The sequence below is a fragment of the Blastococcus sp. SYSU D00868 genome, from assembly GCF_054050575.1.
Map to the genome: position 1 here is coordinate 1 of NZ_JBJGZO010000018.1, position 14,219 is coordinate 14,219.

The following is a 14,219-nucleotide window of genomic DNA, read 5'->3' on the forward strand; positions in this document are numbered from 1 at the left end:
CCCCGCCGCCCTAGCCTGTACGATTTTTTCCTCGGCCTCACCGGCCGCTCGCGGCGCGAGGCGGCCCCCGCGCCGCCGGCGCCGGCGCCGCAGGAGGTGCCGGCGTGACCGTCCTCGCCCGCGACACCTGGACCGTCTTCGCCCGGGCCATGCGGCTGTCGCTGCGCAACCCGGCGTGGGTGGTCATCGGCCTGCTGCAGCCGATCCTCTACATCGTGCTGTTCGGGCCGCTGCTCGAGCCGCTGTCCGGCCAGCTCGGCGGGGACAACGCCTACCAGGTCTTCGTGCCCGGCATCCTCGTCCAGCTGGGCATCTTCGGGGCGCTGTTCGTCGGCTTCGCCCTGATCGGCGAGTACCGCGCGGGCGTGGTGGAGAGCCAGCGGGTCACCCCGGCCAGCCGGACGGCGCTGCTGCTCGGCCGGGTGCTGCGCGACGTCGTCGTCCTGCTCGTGCAGGGCACCCTGCTGGTGCTCGTGTCGATCCCGCTGGGGCTGCGCGCGCCGCTGCTCGGCGTGGTGGCGACGCTGGTCGTGATCGCGCTGCTGGGCGCGGCGTTCGCGTCGATCTCCTACGCGCTGGCGCTGACGCTCAAGAGCGAGGACGCGTTCGCGCCGCTGCTCAACGCGTTCGTGCTGCCGGTGCTGCTGCTGTCGGGGATCCTACTGCCGATGACCCTGGCGCCGGGGTGGCTGCAGGCGATCAGCGACGTCGTCCCGATCAAGCACGTGGTGGAGGGCGCGCGGTCGCTGTTCGACGGCGACTACGGCGCCTCGGCGGTGTGGTGGGGCGTCGGCCTGACCCTGGTGCTGGCGGGGCTCGGCTGGGCGTTCGGGGTGCGCCGGTTCCGGCGGGAGAGCGGCTGACCGGCCGGCTGGGACGGGTGGTGCGGCTGGTGCTCCCTTCGGGGGACACGTGGCCCGCTCGACATGTTCCTGTCACCTCCCGGGCCTAGCGTCCGGGGTGGACGACGGGGACCTCCCCGCCGTCCACGGGAGGCCCGGTTGGTGCTGACGAGTTCGTCGACCAGGGGGGCCGGTGCCCGGCCCCTGCGCCGGGGCCCGGCCACCTTCGAGCCGGGGCGCGGCCCGCGCCCCACGGGAGTCGATCCGTGACCACTCGTCGTCGCACGTTCGTCCTCGACACCTCCGTCCTGCTCTCCGACCCGGGCGCCCTGCGCCGGTTCGGCGACTCGGACGTGGTCCTCCCGCTGGTCGTCATCGGGGAGCTCGAGGACAAGCGGCACCACCCGGAGCTGGGGTGGTTCGCCCGGCAGGCCCTGCGCATCCTCGACGACCTGCGCCTGGCGCACGGCCGGCTCGACGCACCGGTGCCGATCGGCGACGAGGGCGGCACCCTGCACGTGGAGCTGAACCACAGCGACCCGTCGGTGCTGCCGGCCGGCTTCCGCAACGACAGCAACGACAGCCGGATCATGGTCGTCGCGCTGAACCTGCGGGCCGAGGGGCGCGACGTCTGCCTCATCACCAAGGACGTGCCGCTGCGCGTCAAGGCCGCCGCCGTCGGGCTGGACACCGACGAGTACCGGGTGGTCGAGGCCGTCGACGCCGGCTGGACCGGGATGGCCGAGCTCTCCCTGGACGACGACGAGCTGTCGGCCCTGTACGACTCGGGCGAGGTGTACGTCCCGGCCGCGGCCGAGCTGCCCGCGCACACCGGGCTGGTGCTGCTGTCGTCGCGCGGGTCGGCGCTGGGCCGGGTGACCCCGGACAAGCAGGTGCGGCTGGTGCGCGGCGACCGCGAGGCGTTCGGGCTGCACGGCCGGTCGGCGGAGCAGCGGGTCGCGCTGGACCTGCTGCTCGACCCCGAGATCGGGATCGTCTCCCTCGGCGGGCGGGCCGGCACCGGCAAGTCGGCGCTCGCGCTGTGCGCGGGGCTGGAGTCGGTGATGGAGCGGCGGGCGCACAAGAAGGTCGTGATCTTCCGGCCGCTGTACGCCGTCGGCGGGCAGGAGCTGGGCTACCTGCCCGGCAGCGAGGGCGAGAAGATGTCGCCCTGGGCGCAGGCTGTCTACGACACGCTCGGGGCGCTCGTCTCCCGCGAGGTGACCGAGGAGATCGCCGCCCGCGACCTCATCGAGGTGCTGCCGCTGACCCACATCCGCGGGCGGTCGCTGCACGACTCGTTCGTGATCGTCGACGAGGCGCAGTCGCTCGAGCGCGGGGTGCTGCTCACCGTGCTGTCGCGGCTGGGCTCGGGCTCGCGGGTGGTGCTCACCCACGACGTCGCCCAGCGCGACAACCTGCGGGTCGGCCGGCACGACGGCATCGCGGCGGTCATCGAGGCGCTCAAGGGCCACCCGCTGTTCGCGCACGTGACCCTGACCCGCTCGGAGCGCTCGCCGATCGCCGCGCTGGTCACCGAGATGCTGGAGGACCTCCCGCTCTGACCCCGCCTGCGCCGCTCTTGCGGTGTTCCTCGTGCACATGCGGTGCTGCAGCACCGCGAACGCGCGAGGAACACCGCAAGAGTGGGGTCAACCGCGGCGGCGGCCACGCGCGAACGCGCGGCGCAGGCGGTCCCCGACCCGCTGCGGGACGTCGAGGTCGGCCCAGATCCACCGCGTGACCTGCCGGTCGGCGTCCCGGATCTCGTCCTCCCGGATCTTCTCGACGAACACCGCGTCGCCGGGCTCCTGTCCCGGCCGCAGGCAGCGGCCGTACTTGATCCGCCCGTCGAACTCCGCGACCGTGCGCTCCTCCGCCCAGCCGAAGTCGCAGAACCCGATCCGCGAGCCGTCCGCCCGGCGCACCTCCACCTGCAGGTCCGGCCTCGGCAACCCGAGCCGGTGGATCAGCACCCGGCTCCGGCTCTCGCCGACGCTGCCGCTGCGGCCGTCGGCGAAGTCGACGACGCGTGCCGCGCGGCGGGTGCCGGGGGCCGACCCCATCCCGTCGAGGTAGCTGCGCAGCTCGTCCTCGCTGGTCAGCTCCCGCTCGAGCGCCGCGTCCGCGACGACGACCGCGGACTCGAACGGCGCCGTCCGCGCCAGGTCCAGGACCGTCCGCGAGACGTCGGTGACCGGGACGCCGTCCACCATGGTGACCTGGTCGTCCGGCAGCCGGGCCACGTGCAGGTGCACCCGGGCGCTGCCGCTGCCCGCCGACCCGGGGCGCCGGATCACGTGCAGCTTGCGCACCGGCACCCGCCACAGGGGAAGCCCGTGGAGCAGCGCCGCCGAGGCGTGACCGACCACGCCCGGTACGCGTAGTCCACCGAGCGTCGCGATCAGGCGGAGCCGGTCGTCCGGCGCCGTACCGGGCCCCACGTAGGCCCCGCGCTGCAGGCGGGTCAGCTCTCGCCGGCGGACCAGCCTCGCCAGCTCGTCGTCGGTGAAGCCCTGGGTCAGGGCGGTCGGGCGCAGCAGCGGGCGGCCGCTCTCGGCGGTGGTCATGCGGCGAGCGTCGGCGGGGCACCCCGGCGAGGGGAGCGGTTCCGCGGATCTGTGGACAGCCGGGATGCACTCTCGCGGTGTTCCCCGCGCTCCCGCGGTGCTGCAACACCGCAGGAGCGCGAGGAACGCCGCAAGAGCGGAGGGAAGGGCGCGGTGGTGAGGGGCCCCGGCGGGTCAGGGGGCCGGGGTGGGCTCCGCCTGATCGGCCGCGGCCGGCTCACCGGGTTGCGCCGGCTTCCGCTTCCCCGGGCGCGGCCGGGCGACGGCGGCGAGGAGCGCCACCGCCGCCCAGGCCGCGGCCAGGCACCAGGGCAGCCGCGTGACGACGTCGTCGAGCGTCAGGTCGCCCCGCAGGCCCATGGCCAGCACCGGCAGGGCCAGCACGAACGCGAGCCCGAGGACCTCCCAGCGCAGCGGGCTCATGCCTCGGCGGTCTCCAGCCGCTCACACAGCAGGGACGCCCAGCGGTGCGCGGTGGCACGGGCGCCGTCCAGCAGGGCGACCGGGACGGCGGCGCGGGAGAGCACCGCGGCCGGGTCGGCGGTCAGGTCGGTGTCCTGGACCATGAGGGCGTCGACGCGGGGGAGCGCGTCGAGCCACGGGCCCAGGTCCTCGGCCTTGCGGGTGGCCTCGACGACGGCCCACACCGCCGACGGCGCCCAGATGGCCAGCATCTGCTCCAGCCACGTGCGGCCGCCGGCGCGCAGCGGCGCGTCGACCGCGACGACGGTCATCTCGCCGGCCTGCATCGCCTGCTGCTTGCGCTCCATGGCGGTGTCCACCGACGCGATGCGGCTGGCGTGCGGGACCAGGTTGGCCAGGTCGCCGCGGCTGGCCCACTGCAGGCGGTCGGCGTCCAGGCGCAGGGAGGCGGCCAGCGACCGGGCCGCGGCGAGGGTCTCCGCGCCGGGGCCGACCACGAGCAGCACCTCACCGGGACCGGTGGGCACCGCGGGCGCGGCCGGCAGCTTGGCCAGCGCGCGGGTCAGCGCGGCGTAGGTGCCGTTCGCCGCGATGTCGGCCGCGAGACCGCCGCCGAGCAGCGCCTCGGGCAGGCCGAGGGCCCGCAGCCGCGTCACGGTGCCGGCGGCCTCGATCATGCGGGGGTCCACCAGCCCGCCGGCCGGCACGAGACCGCCCGGGCGCTCGCGCACGGAGGTGACGACGACGGGGCCGGCGGCCGGACGCACCGTGGCACGCGGCACCGGCAGGGGGGTCACCGTCGCCAGGCCCTGCGGCGCACGCGACGACGCCACGCGGGCGACCGCCTGGCCGGGCACCGGCGGGAGGCGCCGCGGCGGCACGGGCGGCCGGCCGCTCAGCAGCGGCGGGACGGCGAGCTGCGTGCCCGGGCTCGGCGGCGGCAGCAGCGACAGCGGCGGCAGGATCGCGGTCGAGTCCAGCGGCAGGGGCGCGGGGTCGGTCGCCGTCGGGGCGAGGACGTCGGCGACGACCTCCCACTCGTCGGACTCCGCCGCGCCCTCGACCCAGGTCTGCTCCGCGGCCGCGCCCGACCGCAGGGCCGGCCGCTGCGAGGCGCTGGACAGCACGCCGCGGAGTATGTCGGTCAGGACGTCGTCGGAGGTGTCGTGCGCCAGGGCGGCGCGCAGCACCTCGGCGATCGCCTCCTCGCGGACGGTGGCCGGGCCGGCGACCTCGGGCTCGGAGAGCCACGTGGGCACCCCGGTCTCCTCCATCGGGACCGCGAACTCCACGGTGATCGGCTCGGCCATGCGGGCGGCCTCGCGCTCGGCGGCCAGGCGCGCCGCCTCGTGCTCGGCGGCCAGGCGGGCGGCCTCCGCGGCCCGGCGGGCGGCCTCCTGCTCGGCGAGGGCCCGGGCCGCCTGCTCGGCGGCGATCCGCGCGGCCTCCTGCGCCGCCGCGAGCCGCGCGGCTTCCTCGGCGGCCCGGCGCGCGGCCTCCTGCTCGGCGGCCAGACGGGCGGCTTCCTGCTCGGCGACGATCCGCGCGGCCTCCTCGGCAGCGGCCTGCTCCGCGGCGAGGCGGGCGGCCTCCTGCTCGGCGGCGAGGCGGGCGGCCTCCTGCTCGGCGGCGAGGCGCGCGGCCTCCCGCTCGGCGGCGAGACGGGCGGCCTCCTGCTCGGCGGCCAGTCGGGCGGCCTCCGCGGCGGCGGCCTGCTCCGCGGCGAGGCGGGCGGCCTCCTGCTCGGCGGCCAGGCGCGCGGCCTCCTCGGCGGCGGCCTGCTCCGCGGCGAGGCGGGCGGCCTCCTCCTCCGCGGCGAGGCGGGCGGCCTCCTGCTCGGCGGCCAGGCGCGCGGCCTCCTCGGCGGCGGCCTGCTCGGCGGCGATCCGGGCCGCCTCCTCCTCCGCGGCGAGACGGGCGGCCTCCTGCTCCGCGGCGAGCCGCGTGGCCTCCTCGGCGGCGGCCTTCTCCGCGGCGGCACGCTCCCTGGCCAGGCGGGCGGCCTCGCGCTGCGCGGCGATCCGCGCGCCTTCCTGCTCGGCGGCCAGGCGGGCCGCCTCGGCGCGCTCGGCCGCCGCACGCTCGGCGGCGGCCTTCTCCGCGGCGGCCTTCTCGACCGCCGCCAGCGCCGCGGCGAGACCGCCGCCGGCGGCCGGCGTCGCCGCCGCCCGGGTGCCCGGGCGCGCGGCCGTCCGGCCCGCCGCCGGGGTGCGGGTCTGCGGTGCGGCGGTCGCCACGGCCTCCTCGACGGCGGCCCGCACCTCGGAGTCCTCGCTCACGACCTGGGCCAGGGCGGAGGTGAACAGCGACGGGCGCGCCGGCTCCTCGGCGTCCGGGGTCACCGGCGGGCGGGCGGCGGCACCGGTCCGGGTGCGCGGCGGCGTCCCCGGGCGTGCGGCCGGGGTGGCGGCGGGACGGGCACCGGTCCGGCCGGCGGCCGCCGCCCGGGCGAAGCTGGCCCGCGAGTAGACGTCGACCTCGGGCGCCTCCCCGGCCCCGTGCCCGAGCAGCCCGGCCAGCTCGTCGACCGGGTCCGGCCGGGACGCGCGGGCGGCGGGACGGCGGGCCGGCTCGGCGCGGGCGGGCTCGTGGCCGTCGCCGTCCCACTCGTCGGCGAACCGGTCGTCGCGGCTCAGCGCGGCCTCGATGCGGCGGCGCGAGTCGGCCAGCGACGCCGGCTCCCGGCGGCGGGGCGCGACCTCCTCGACCTCGGCGACGTAGCGCTCGGTGGTGAAGAAGCCCATGACCCCGCCGCTGCGCGTCTTGCGGACGGCGACGACGCGCGCGGACGAGCCGTACTTCTCCCGCGCGGCGGCGATGGCGCCCTCGCGCGTGGCGGCCTCAACGGATGGCAACGGCACCGCTCACCACTCCCAGTGACTCGATCGTGGCCGTCCGGGAGACCTCCGAGTAGGAGATCACCGGCAGCCGGGGCAGGACCTGGCGCATCAGGCGGGACAGCGCCGCCCGGACCTGGGGGGAACACACGAGCACCGGGGCCAGGCCGTGGCGTTCGGCCTCCTCCAGGAGCCCGGAGCACCCGGTGACGAGCGCGTCGACCGCGCCGGCGTCCAGCGCCAGCACCAGGCCGCCGTCGCTCTGCCGGACCGACTCGAGCAGCCGCTGCTCGAAACCGGGGTCCAGCGTCAGCACGTGCAGCCGCTCGTCGGGGGTGACGTAGGGGTGGCTGATCGCGGCGCCGAGGGCGGCGCGGACCGCCTCGACCAGGCCGTCGAGGTCGGTCGACGTCTTCGCCCGGACCGACAGCGCCTCGAAGATGCGCACCAGGTCGCGGATCGAGACGTTCTCGGCCAGCAGTGCGTGCAGCACCCGCTGGATCTCCCCGAGCGTGAGCAGCGACGGGGTCAGCTCCTCGACGACGATCGGGTGGGTCCGCTTGACCATCTCGACGAGCAGCTTCACGTCCTCGCGGCCCAGCAGCTCGGCGGCGTTCTGCCGCACGACCTCGGCCAGGTGCGTGGTGATGACCGACGAGCGGTCGACGACGGTGGCGCCGGCCATCTCCGCCTGCCGCTGCAGCTCGGCCGGCACCCACTTGGCCGCCAGCCCGAACACCGGCTCGCGGGTGGCGCGGCCGGGCAGCCCGTCGAGGCCGTCGCCGATCGCCAGGACGGTGCCGGCGGGGGAGCTGCCCTTGGCGGCGGGGACGCCGTTGAGCCAGATGACGTACTGGGAGGCGGGCAGGTCCAGGTTGTCGCGGGTGCGCACCAGCGGGATCACCAGGCCGGTCTCCATGGCGACCTTCCGGCGCAGCGCCTTGACCCGGTCCAGCAGATCGCCACCGCGGCTGCTGTCGACCAGGTCCACGAGGTCGAAGGCGACCTCGAGCTCCAGCGGGTCGACGCGCATCTTCTCGGCGATGGCCTCCGGGGAGTCCGGGCGCGGCTCGTCGTCGCCGGGCAGCGCCGTCGTCTCCTCGTCCTCCTCCGGGGCCGCCTCCGTCATGCGGGAGGCGAGGAACAGGAACAGGCCCCCGATGATGAGGAACGGCAGCTTGGGCAGCCCGGGGATGAGGCACAGCGCCAGGGCCGCGCCGCCGGCGATGCGCACCGGCTGCTTGAACCGGCCGAGCTGGGCGAGCAGGTCGCTGCCCATGTCCCCGTCGGAGGCCGAGCGGGTGACGATGATGCCGGTCGCGGTGGACAGCAGCAGGGCCGGGATCTGGGAGACCAGCCCGTCGCCGACGGTCAGCAGCGAGTAGGTCTCGACGGCCTCGCCGGGGGCCATGCCGTTCTGCATGACGCCGATCGCGAACCCACCGATGAGGTTGATCAGCGTGATGATGATCGCCGCGATGGCGTCGCCCTTGACGAACTTCGAGGCACCGTCCATCGACCCGTAGAAGTCGGCCTCGGCGGTGACGTCGGCGCGGCGCTTGCGCGCCTGCTTCTCGTTGATCAGGCCGGCGTTGAGGTCGGCATCGATGGCCATCTGCTTGCCGGGCAGGGCGTCGAGGGTGAACCGCGCGCCGACCTCGGCCACGCGGCCGGCACCGTTGGTGATCACGACGAACTGGATGATCGTCAGGATCACGAAGATCACGAGACCGACGATCAGCGAGCCGCTGATGACGAAGTGCCCGAAGGCCTCGATCACCTTGCCGGCGAAGCCGTCGGTGAGCACCAGGCGGGTGGAGGAGACGTTCAGCGCCAGCCGGAACAGCGTCGCGATGAGGATCAGCGACGGGAAGACGTGGAAGTCCAGCGGCCGGCGGATCTGCATCGCGACCAGCAGGATCAGCAGCGAGGCGGTGATGTTCAGGCCGAGCAGGACGTCGAGGAACGGCGAGGGCAGCGGCACCACCAGCATGAGGACGATGGCCACGACGCCGATCGGGACCGCGGCCTTGCTCATGCCTCTCACGGAGAACTCATCGGCAGTTCGGCTCAACCCCGGCACGGCCCGGGACGTGGGCGAGCGCACGCGTCACAGCCGCCCCGCCGGTCACGGGCAGGCGGCAGCGCGAGATCTGCACACTCGTCGCCATCAGCCGCTGATGCCGGCGACCGTGCAGATCTCGTCGCGGGGGGAGGAGGGGTCAGGCCGCGGGCAGCCTCCTCTGGCCGGCGCGGGGCAGGCCCTCGACGTCGGGGGCCTCGAAGCCGGGCCGGTGGAACCCGCCGCGCACGCCGCGCGCGCCGAGCTGCATGACGAACGCCAGCACCCGCGCGACCGCGGTGAACAGCTGCGGCGGCACCTCCTGGCCGATCTCGCAGGAGGCGTGCAGGGCCCGCGCCAGCGGCACGTCCTGCACCATCGGCACCCGGTGCTCGGCGGCCTTCTCGCGCAGCTTCGCCGCGACGAGGTCGGCGCCCTTGGCCACCACCCGGGGCGCGCCCTTGGCCGGCTCGTACCTCAGCGCCACCGCGACGTGGGTGGGGTTGACCAGCAGGACGTCGGCCTCGGCGACGTCGGCCATCATCCGGTTGCGCGACATCGCCAGCGCCCGCGACTTCCGGTGCCCCTTCATGTGCGGGTCGCCCTCGGCCTGCTTGTGCTCCTGCTCGATCTCGTAGCGGCTCATCTTGAGCTGCTTCATCGTCTTCATCCGGACGATCACGTAGTCGGCGATCGCGATGACCAGCCCCGTGACGGAGACGACCCGCAGCATCAGCACGGCGCAGTCGCTGAAGGTGGCGACGATCGCCGAGATCGGCAGCGCGCCGGCGGAGGAGACGAGCGTCTGCGCGCGGTCGCTGGTGACGACGACGACGGCACCCAGCGCCGCCGTCTTGATGACCGCCTTCGCCGCCTCCCAGATGCCCTGGGTGCCGAACATCCGCTTGATGCCGGGGAAGGGGTTGAGCTTCTGCAGCGTCGGCTTGAGCGGCTTGCCCGACACGGTGACGCCGCCCTGGGCCGCCGACGCGACGATCCCCACCACCATCAGACCGACGGCCGCGGGGAGCAGGGTGGAGAGGAAGGCCGACAGCGCCTGCCCGAGCATGCCGGTGACCCGCTCGGGGCGGGGGTCGTCGGCGATCGCGCCCACCTGCACGAACAGCTCGCCGACCGCGTCGTAGGCGTTGCCGATCAGCATCGGCATGAGGAAGCTGGCGACCGCCACCCCGGCCCAGGTCCCCAGCTCCTGCGTCCGGGGGATCTGCCCGTCCTTGCGGGCCTCCCTGAGCTTCTTGGGAGTCGGCTTCTCGGTCTTCTCCCCACCGGGCCCGTCCTTGGCCATCAGCTCACCCCCTCACCGGACGTCGAGGGGGTGGCCGCGCCGGCGGCCGCCATCACCCGCTCCGCAGCGAGACGACGGCGCGGGTGGCCTGCTCGAGCAGCGCGTCGAGGGCCGGCGGGAGCAGCGGGAAGGTCAGCCCCAGCAGCGCGAGGGTGAGCATGATCTTCACCGGGAAGCCGATGGCGAAGATGTTCAGCGCGGGCGCGGCGCGAGACAGCAGCGCGAGCGCGACGTCGGCCAGCAGCAGCACCGCGACCATGGGCCCGGCGATCTGCAGCGCCGCCAGGAACATCATCGAGAACGCCGTCACCAGCACCTCGCCGAGGTGCTCGGTCGGCACGCCGCCGCCGACGGGCAGGCCCTCGTAGGAGGTGGCGAACCCGCGCACGACCAGCAGGTGGCCGCCGCTGGTGAACAGCAGCGTGGTGGCCAGCAGGTAGTACAGCCGGCTGATCGAGCCGCTGGTGTTCATCGACAGCGGGTCGTACGCCGGCTGCATGGAGAAGCCGCCGGAGACGTCGATCAGGTCGCCGGCGACCTGGACGGCGGCGAAGAAGACCTGGACGACGAAGCCCAGCGCGGCCCCGATGACGACCTCGGTGACGGCACCGACGATGACGAACCCGGCGGTCGGGTTCGGCAGCGTGGGCGCGATCTGGCCGAACAGCGCGACCGAGAGCGCCAGCGCCAGCGCCCCCTTCACCGGGGCCGGGATCATCCGGGTGTTGAACGGCGGGGCCACCAGCACGAAGCCGGCCGCGCGCGCGGTGGCCATCAGCAGCGCGACGAGGGTGACCGCCGGGACCTCGAGGTCCATGGCGCTCAGGTCCGCCCGAGCAGCCGCGGGAGGTCGTCGAAGAGCGACTGCGTGAAGCTGACCATCTCCGACAGCACCCAGTTCCCGGTGACCAGCAGCGCGATGGAGACGGCGATCATCTTCGGGACGAAGGAGAGCGTGGGCTCCTGGATCTGCGTGGCCGCCTGGAACAGCGAGATGAGGAAGCCGACCAGCAGCGCGGTGAGCAGGATCGGCGCCGCGATCTTGGCGCCGAGCATCATCGTCCTGATCGCGATCTCGGTGACATCCGCGTCGGTCACGACGACTCCTCGCTGGCACTCGTCGCCGCCATGACCGGCGGTGCTGTGCTCACGCGTGAGCTCGCGAGCTCGCTCACGTGTAGCTCCCGACCAGCGAGGTCGTGATCAACGCCCAGCCGTCGACGATGACGAACAGCAGCAGCTTGAACGGCAGCGACACGATCGACGGCGGCACCATCATCATGCCCATCGCCATGAGCGCGGAGCCGACGAGCATGTCGAGCACCAGGAACGGGATGAAGATGACCAGCCCGATGATGAACGCGCTCTTCAGCTCCGAGAGCACGAACGCCGGGATCAGCGTCGTCATGCTCACCGACTCGCGGTCCTCCGGCTGCTCCTCGCCCGACAGCCCGACCATGAGCTCCAGCTCGTCGTCGCGGGTGTTGGAGAGCAGGAACTCCTTGAGCGGGACGACGCCCACGTCGTAGGCCTGGCCGACGGTCAGCTGCCCGTCGAGGTAGGGCTGCACGGCCTGCTCGTTGATGTCGGAGAAGACCGGGCCCATCACGAACAGGGTGAGGAACAGGGCGATGCCGGTGAGCACCGAGTTCGGCGGGGACTGCTGCAGGCCGAGCGCGTTGCGGGTCAGCGACAGGACGACGGCGATCTTGGTGAAGGACGTCGCCAGCAGCAGCACCGACGGCGCGACCGACAGCACCGTGATCGCGAGGATCAGCGTCACCGAGGTGCTGGGGCTGCCGCCGCCGACGGAGATGTCCACGCCGCCGTCGACCGCCGGCACGACCGGGGCGGTCGGCGCCGCGGGCGCGGTGGGCGTGGTCGGCGCCGCGGCGGCGGGGCCGGCCAGGACGACGGCCGCCACCGCGCCGGCGATCAGCGCCAGCAGCACGACGACGGTCCGGCGCAGCGCCGGGGACGTCGTCGGCGCGGGCACGGGGCGAGGCGAGGTCATCAGCGGCGGACCGTCCGCTCGCGCAGCTGGGCGACGAAGCCGCCCCAGCTGCCGCGGTCGAGGACGGAGCCGGCCAGCACGCCGCCGGGGCGGGCGGTCACGACCGGGCGGCGCACACCGTGGGCGGTCTCCCCGCCGGGCAGGGCGGCGAGCTCGCGCTCGGCCAGGGTGGCGTCGACGAGCTCGCCGTCCACCTCGGCCAGCAGGGTGACCGACTGCTCGGTCGCGCCGACCACCAGGACGCGGTCGGCGACGCGGATGACGTTGACCGTGCTGGCCCGGCCCACCCGCTGGTGGGCGACGACCTCGACGAGGCCGTTGGAGGCGCCCATCCCGCGCTTGCGGGCCAGGCGCGCGGCGAACCACAGGACGCCGCCCACGAAGGCCAGCGACAGGATCAGCCGGATCAGCATCCACGTCATTGCGCGGAACCCAGCTCGGCGGCGGCGTCGCTGACGATCTCGCTGATCCGCAGGCCGAAGTCCTCGTCCACGACGACGACCTCGCCGCGGGCGATGAGGGTGCCGTTGACCAGCAGGTCGGCCGGCGCGCTGGCGGCCCGGTCGAGCTCGACGACCTCGCCCGGGTGCAGCGAGAGCAGCTCGCCGACGGTCATCCGGGTGCGGCCGATCTCGACGGTGACCTCCATGGCCACGTGCCGCAGCAGCTCCAGGCTGCCGCGCCGGCTGGCCTGCGGCTGGGGCAGCGTGACCTGCAGCGCGAGGGTGGCGATGTGCTCCTCGCCGCCCAGCAGCGGCACGGCCACGTACATGCCCTTGTCCCGCAGCCCGTCCAGCGCGGTGACCGGGTCCTCGGTGCGCTCGGAGTCCACCCGCACCCGGCCCAGCGCGGCCGCGGCCGCCTCCAGCGCCGGGCGCAGCGCGGTGGCGACGTCCATCGGCCCGACGGGGGAGTTGTCCAGCGCCTCGACGACCTCGGCGGACAGCACCAGGACGACGTCGCCGGTGACCTCCCCGGACAGCCGGGCGCTGACCGCGGCGGCGGCCGTGGGCGGCAGCTGGACCGCGTCGGGGTCGGTGACCGCGTCCCCGGCGACCAGGTCGACGGGGGAGGGGACCAGGGCCGCGGCGGCGTGCGCGGCGGCGACGACGACGGCGGCGATCGTCTCCGAGGCCCGGCTGTGGTCGGCGGAGACGGAATCGAGCGTGGCGGTCATGCGGTGTCCTTCGCGGCGTACGGGGTGGGGACGATGGCGGCGGCGAGCCGGCGGCGGTGGTTGCTGGCGATCGCGTAGGCGAACGTCACGTCGTTGGTGGTGACCTCCAGCGGGCTGTCCCGGGGGTGCCGCAGCAGCAGCACGTCACCGACCGCCAGCGACAGCAGGTCGCTGGAGGAGACCTCGAGCGGGGTGAACCGGACGCTGACGTCGACGGGCACCAGCTCCAGCCGGGCGGCGAGCAGCTCGGCGGCCCGCTGCCGCTTGCGCTGGGCGGCTTCGGACAGGTGCGGCGAGGTCGCGTTGTTCAGCGGCGTGGCGAAGGAGGAGAACGGCAGCACCAGGGTGGCCTCGCCGTCCCGCTCGCCGACCGACAGCTCGAAGCTGGCGACCATCACGGTGTCCGAGCCGGCCGCGGCCTGGGCCAGCGCCGGGTTGTACTCCAGCCCGTCGCGGACCGGCTGGATCTCGGCGATGTGCGCGAACGCGGCGGCGAACTCGTCGAGCAGCCGGCCGAGCAGCTGACCGGTGATGGTGGTCTCCATCGCCGTCATCGGGCGGTCCGGCTGGTCGGCGGCCCCCGAGCCGCCCAGCATGTGGTCCACCGTGGCCATCGCGATGTCCAGCGGGTAGGCAAGCAGCCCCTTGCCGGCCAGCGGCTCGAGCGTGAACGTGGTGAGGAAGTAGGGGTTGGGCAGCGTCGCGACGTAGTCGTCGTAGGACTGCTGCTCGATGCTCTGCAGCTCCATCCGCGCGCCGGTGCGCAGCAGCGTGGTCAGGACGGTCGTCGCCTGCCGGGCGAAGGCCTCCTGCGCGATCTGCAGCACGCGCACGTGCTCGCGGGACAGCTTGGTGGGGCGTCGGAAGTCGTACGTGCGGGGCGCGCCGCGACGGCGGCCACCCGCGGCCGGCGTCCCGGCACCCCCGGGGACGAAGACGTTCTCGGGGCGGGTCACGCCTCCCTCATCGGCGGGCCCGGAACGCGAAC

Annotated in this window: 13 protein-coding genes; 2 read left to right on the forward strand and 11 right to left on the reverse strand. The window is 74.7% G+C overall.

Annotated elements, in window-relative coordinates; genetic code table 11:
* The first annotated feature begins 104 nt into the window (after positions 1-104).
* The gene (locus ACI79F_RS15425) at positions 105-863 is read left to right on the forward strand and encodes an ABC transporter permease (protein WP_456545415.1); all 759 of its coding nucleotides are present in this window, start codon (positions 105-107) and stop codon (positions 861-863) included.
* A 245-nt stretch (positions 864-1,108) separates the two neighbouring features.
* Positions 1,109-2,407, forward strand: a complete 1,299-nt coding sequence (locus tag ACI79F_RS15430) for a PhoH family protein (RefSeq protein WP_456545416.1) — start codon at positions 1,109-1,111, stop codon at positions 2,405-2,407.
* A gap of 87 nt (positions 2,408-2,494) precedes the next feature.
* Here the strand turns inward: ACI79F_RS15430 and ACI79F_RS15435 are convergent, their stop codons facing one another.
* The 11 genes from ACI79F_RS15435 to ACI79F_RS15485 all read right to left on the reverse strand — a co-directional run bounded on the left by ACI79F_RS15435 (position 2,495) and on the right by ACI79F_RS15485 (position 14,187).
* Entirely contained in the window at positions 2,495-3,412 is a 918-nt protein-coding gene (locus ACI79F_RS15435) for a type IV toxin-antitoxin system AbiEi family antitoxin domain-containing protein (protein ID WP_456545417.1), read from the reverse strand.
* A gap of 174 nt (positions 3,413-3,586) precedes the next feature.
* Positions 3,587-3,835: a hypothetical protein gene (locus tag ACI79F_RS15440; protein WP_456545418.1), complete on the reverse strand. Its 249-nt coding sequence runs from the start codon at positions 3,833-3,835 to the stop codon at positions 3,587-3,589.
* The gene (locus tag ACI79F_RS15445) at positions 3,832-6,690 is read right to left on the reverse strand and encodes a hypothetical protein (protein ID WP_456545419.1); all 2,859 of its coding nucleotides are present in this window, start codon (positions 6,688-6,690) and stop codon (positions 3,832-3,834) included. The genes ACI79F_RS15440 and ACI79F_RS15445 overlap by 4 nt, the downstream gene beginning before the upstream one ends.
* On the reverse strand, positions 6,677-8,710 hold the full coding sequence (flhA, locus tag ACI79F_RS15450; protein ID WP_456545420.1) for a flagellar biosynthesis protein FlhA: 2,034 nt from the start codon (positions 8,708-8,710) through the stop codon (positions 6,677-6,679). Before flhA ends, ACI79F_RS15445 begins: the two co-directional genes overlap by 14 nt.
* A 184-nt stretch (positions 8,711-8,894) precedes the next feature.
* A complete protein-coding gene (locus tag ACI79F_RS15455; protein WP_456545421.1) occupies positions 8,895-10,040 on the reverse strand; it encodes an EscU/YscU/HrcU family type III secretion system export apparatus switch protein in 1,146 nt (381 codons plus the stop codon).
* Positions 10,041-10,092: 52 nt separating this feature from the next.
* Positions 10,093-10,857: a flagellar biosynthetic protein FliR gene (fliR, locus tag ACI79F_RS15460; protein ID WP_456545422.1), complete on the reverse strand. Its 765-nt coding sequence runs from the start codon at positions 10,855-10,857 to the stop codon at positions 10,093-10,095.
* Positions 10,858-10,862: 5 nt separating this feature from the next.
* Positions 10,863-11,138 carry a flagellar biosynthesis protein FliQ gene (gene fliQ, locus ACI79F_RS15465; protein WP_456545423.1) on the reverse strand — a complete coding sequence of 92 codons (276 nt, stop codon included), beginning with the start codon at positions 11,136-11,138 and terminating at the stop codon, positions 10,863-10,865.
* Between the two features lie 73 nt (positions 11,139-11,211).
* Positions 11,212-12,054: a flagellar type III secretion system pore protein FliP gene (gene fliP, locus ACI79F_RS15470; protein ID WP_456545424.1), complete on the reverse strand. Its 843-nt coding sequence runs from the start codon at positions 12,052-12,054 to the stop codon at positions 11,212-11,214.
* A complete protein-coding gene (locus ACI79F_RS15475; protein WP_456545425.1) occupies positions 12,054-12,476 on the reverse strand; it encodes a FliO/MopB family protein in 423 nt (140 codons plus the stop codon). Before ACI79F_RS15475 ends, fliP begins: the two co-directional genes overlap by 1 nt.
* Entirely contained in the window at positions 12,473-13,231 is a 759-nt protein-coding gene (fliN, locus tag ACI79F_RS15480; RefSeq protein WP_456545426.1) for a flagellar motor switch protein FliN, read from the reverse strand. The genes ACI79F_RS15475 and fliN overlap by 4 nt, the downstream gene beginning before the upstream one ends.
* Positions 13,228-14,187 carry a flagellar motor switch protein FliM gene (locus ACI79F_RS15485; protein WP_456545427.1) on the reverse strand — a complete coding sequence of 320 codons (960 nt, stop codon included), beginning with the start codon at positions 14,185-14,187 and terminating at the stop codon, positions 13,228-13,230. Before ACI79F_RS15485 ends, fliN begins: the two co-directional genes overlap by 4 nt.
* Positions 14,188-14,219: the final 32 nt, after the last annotated feature.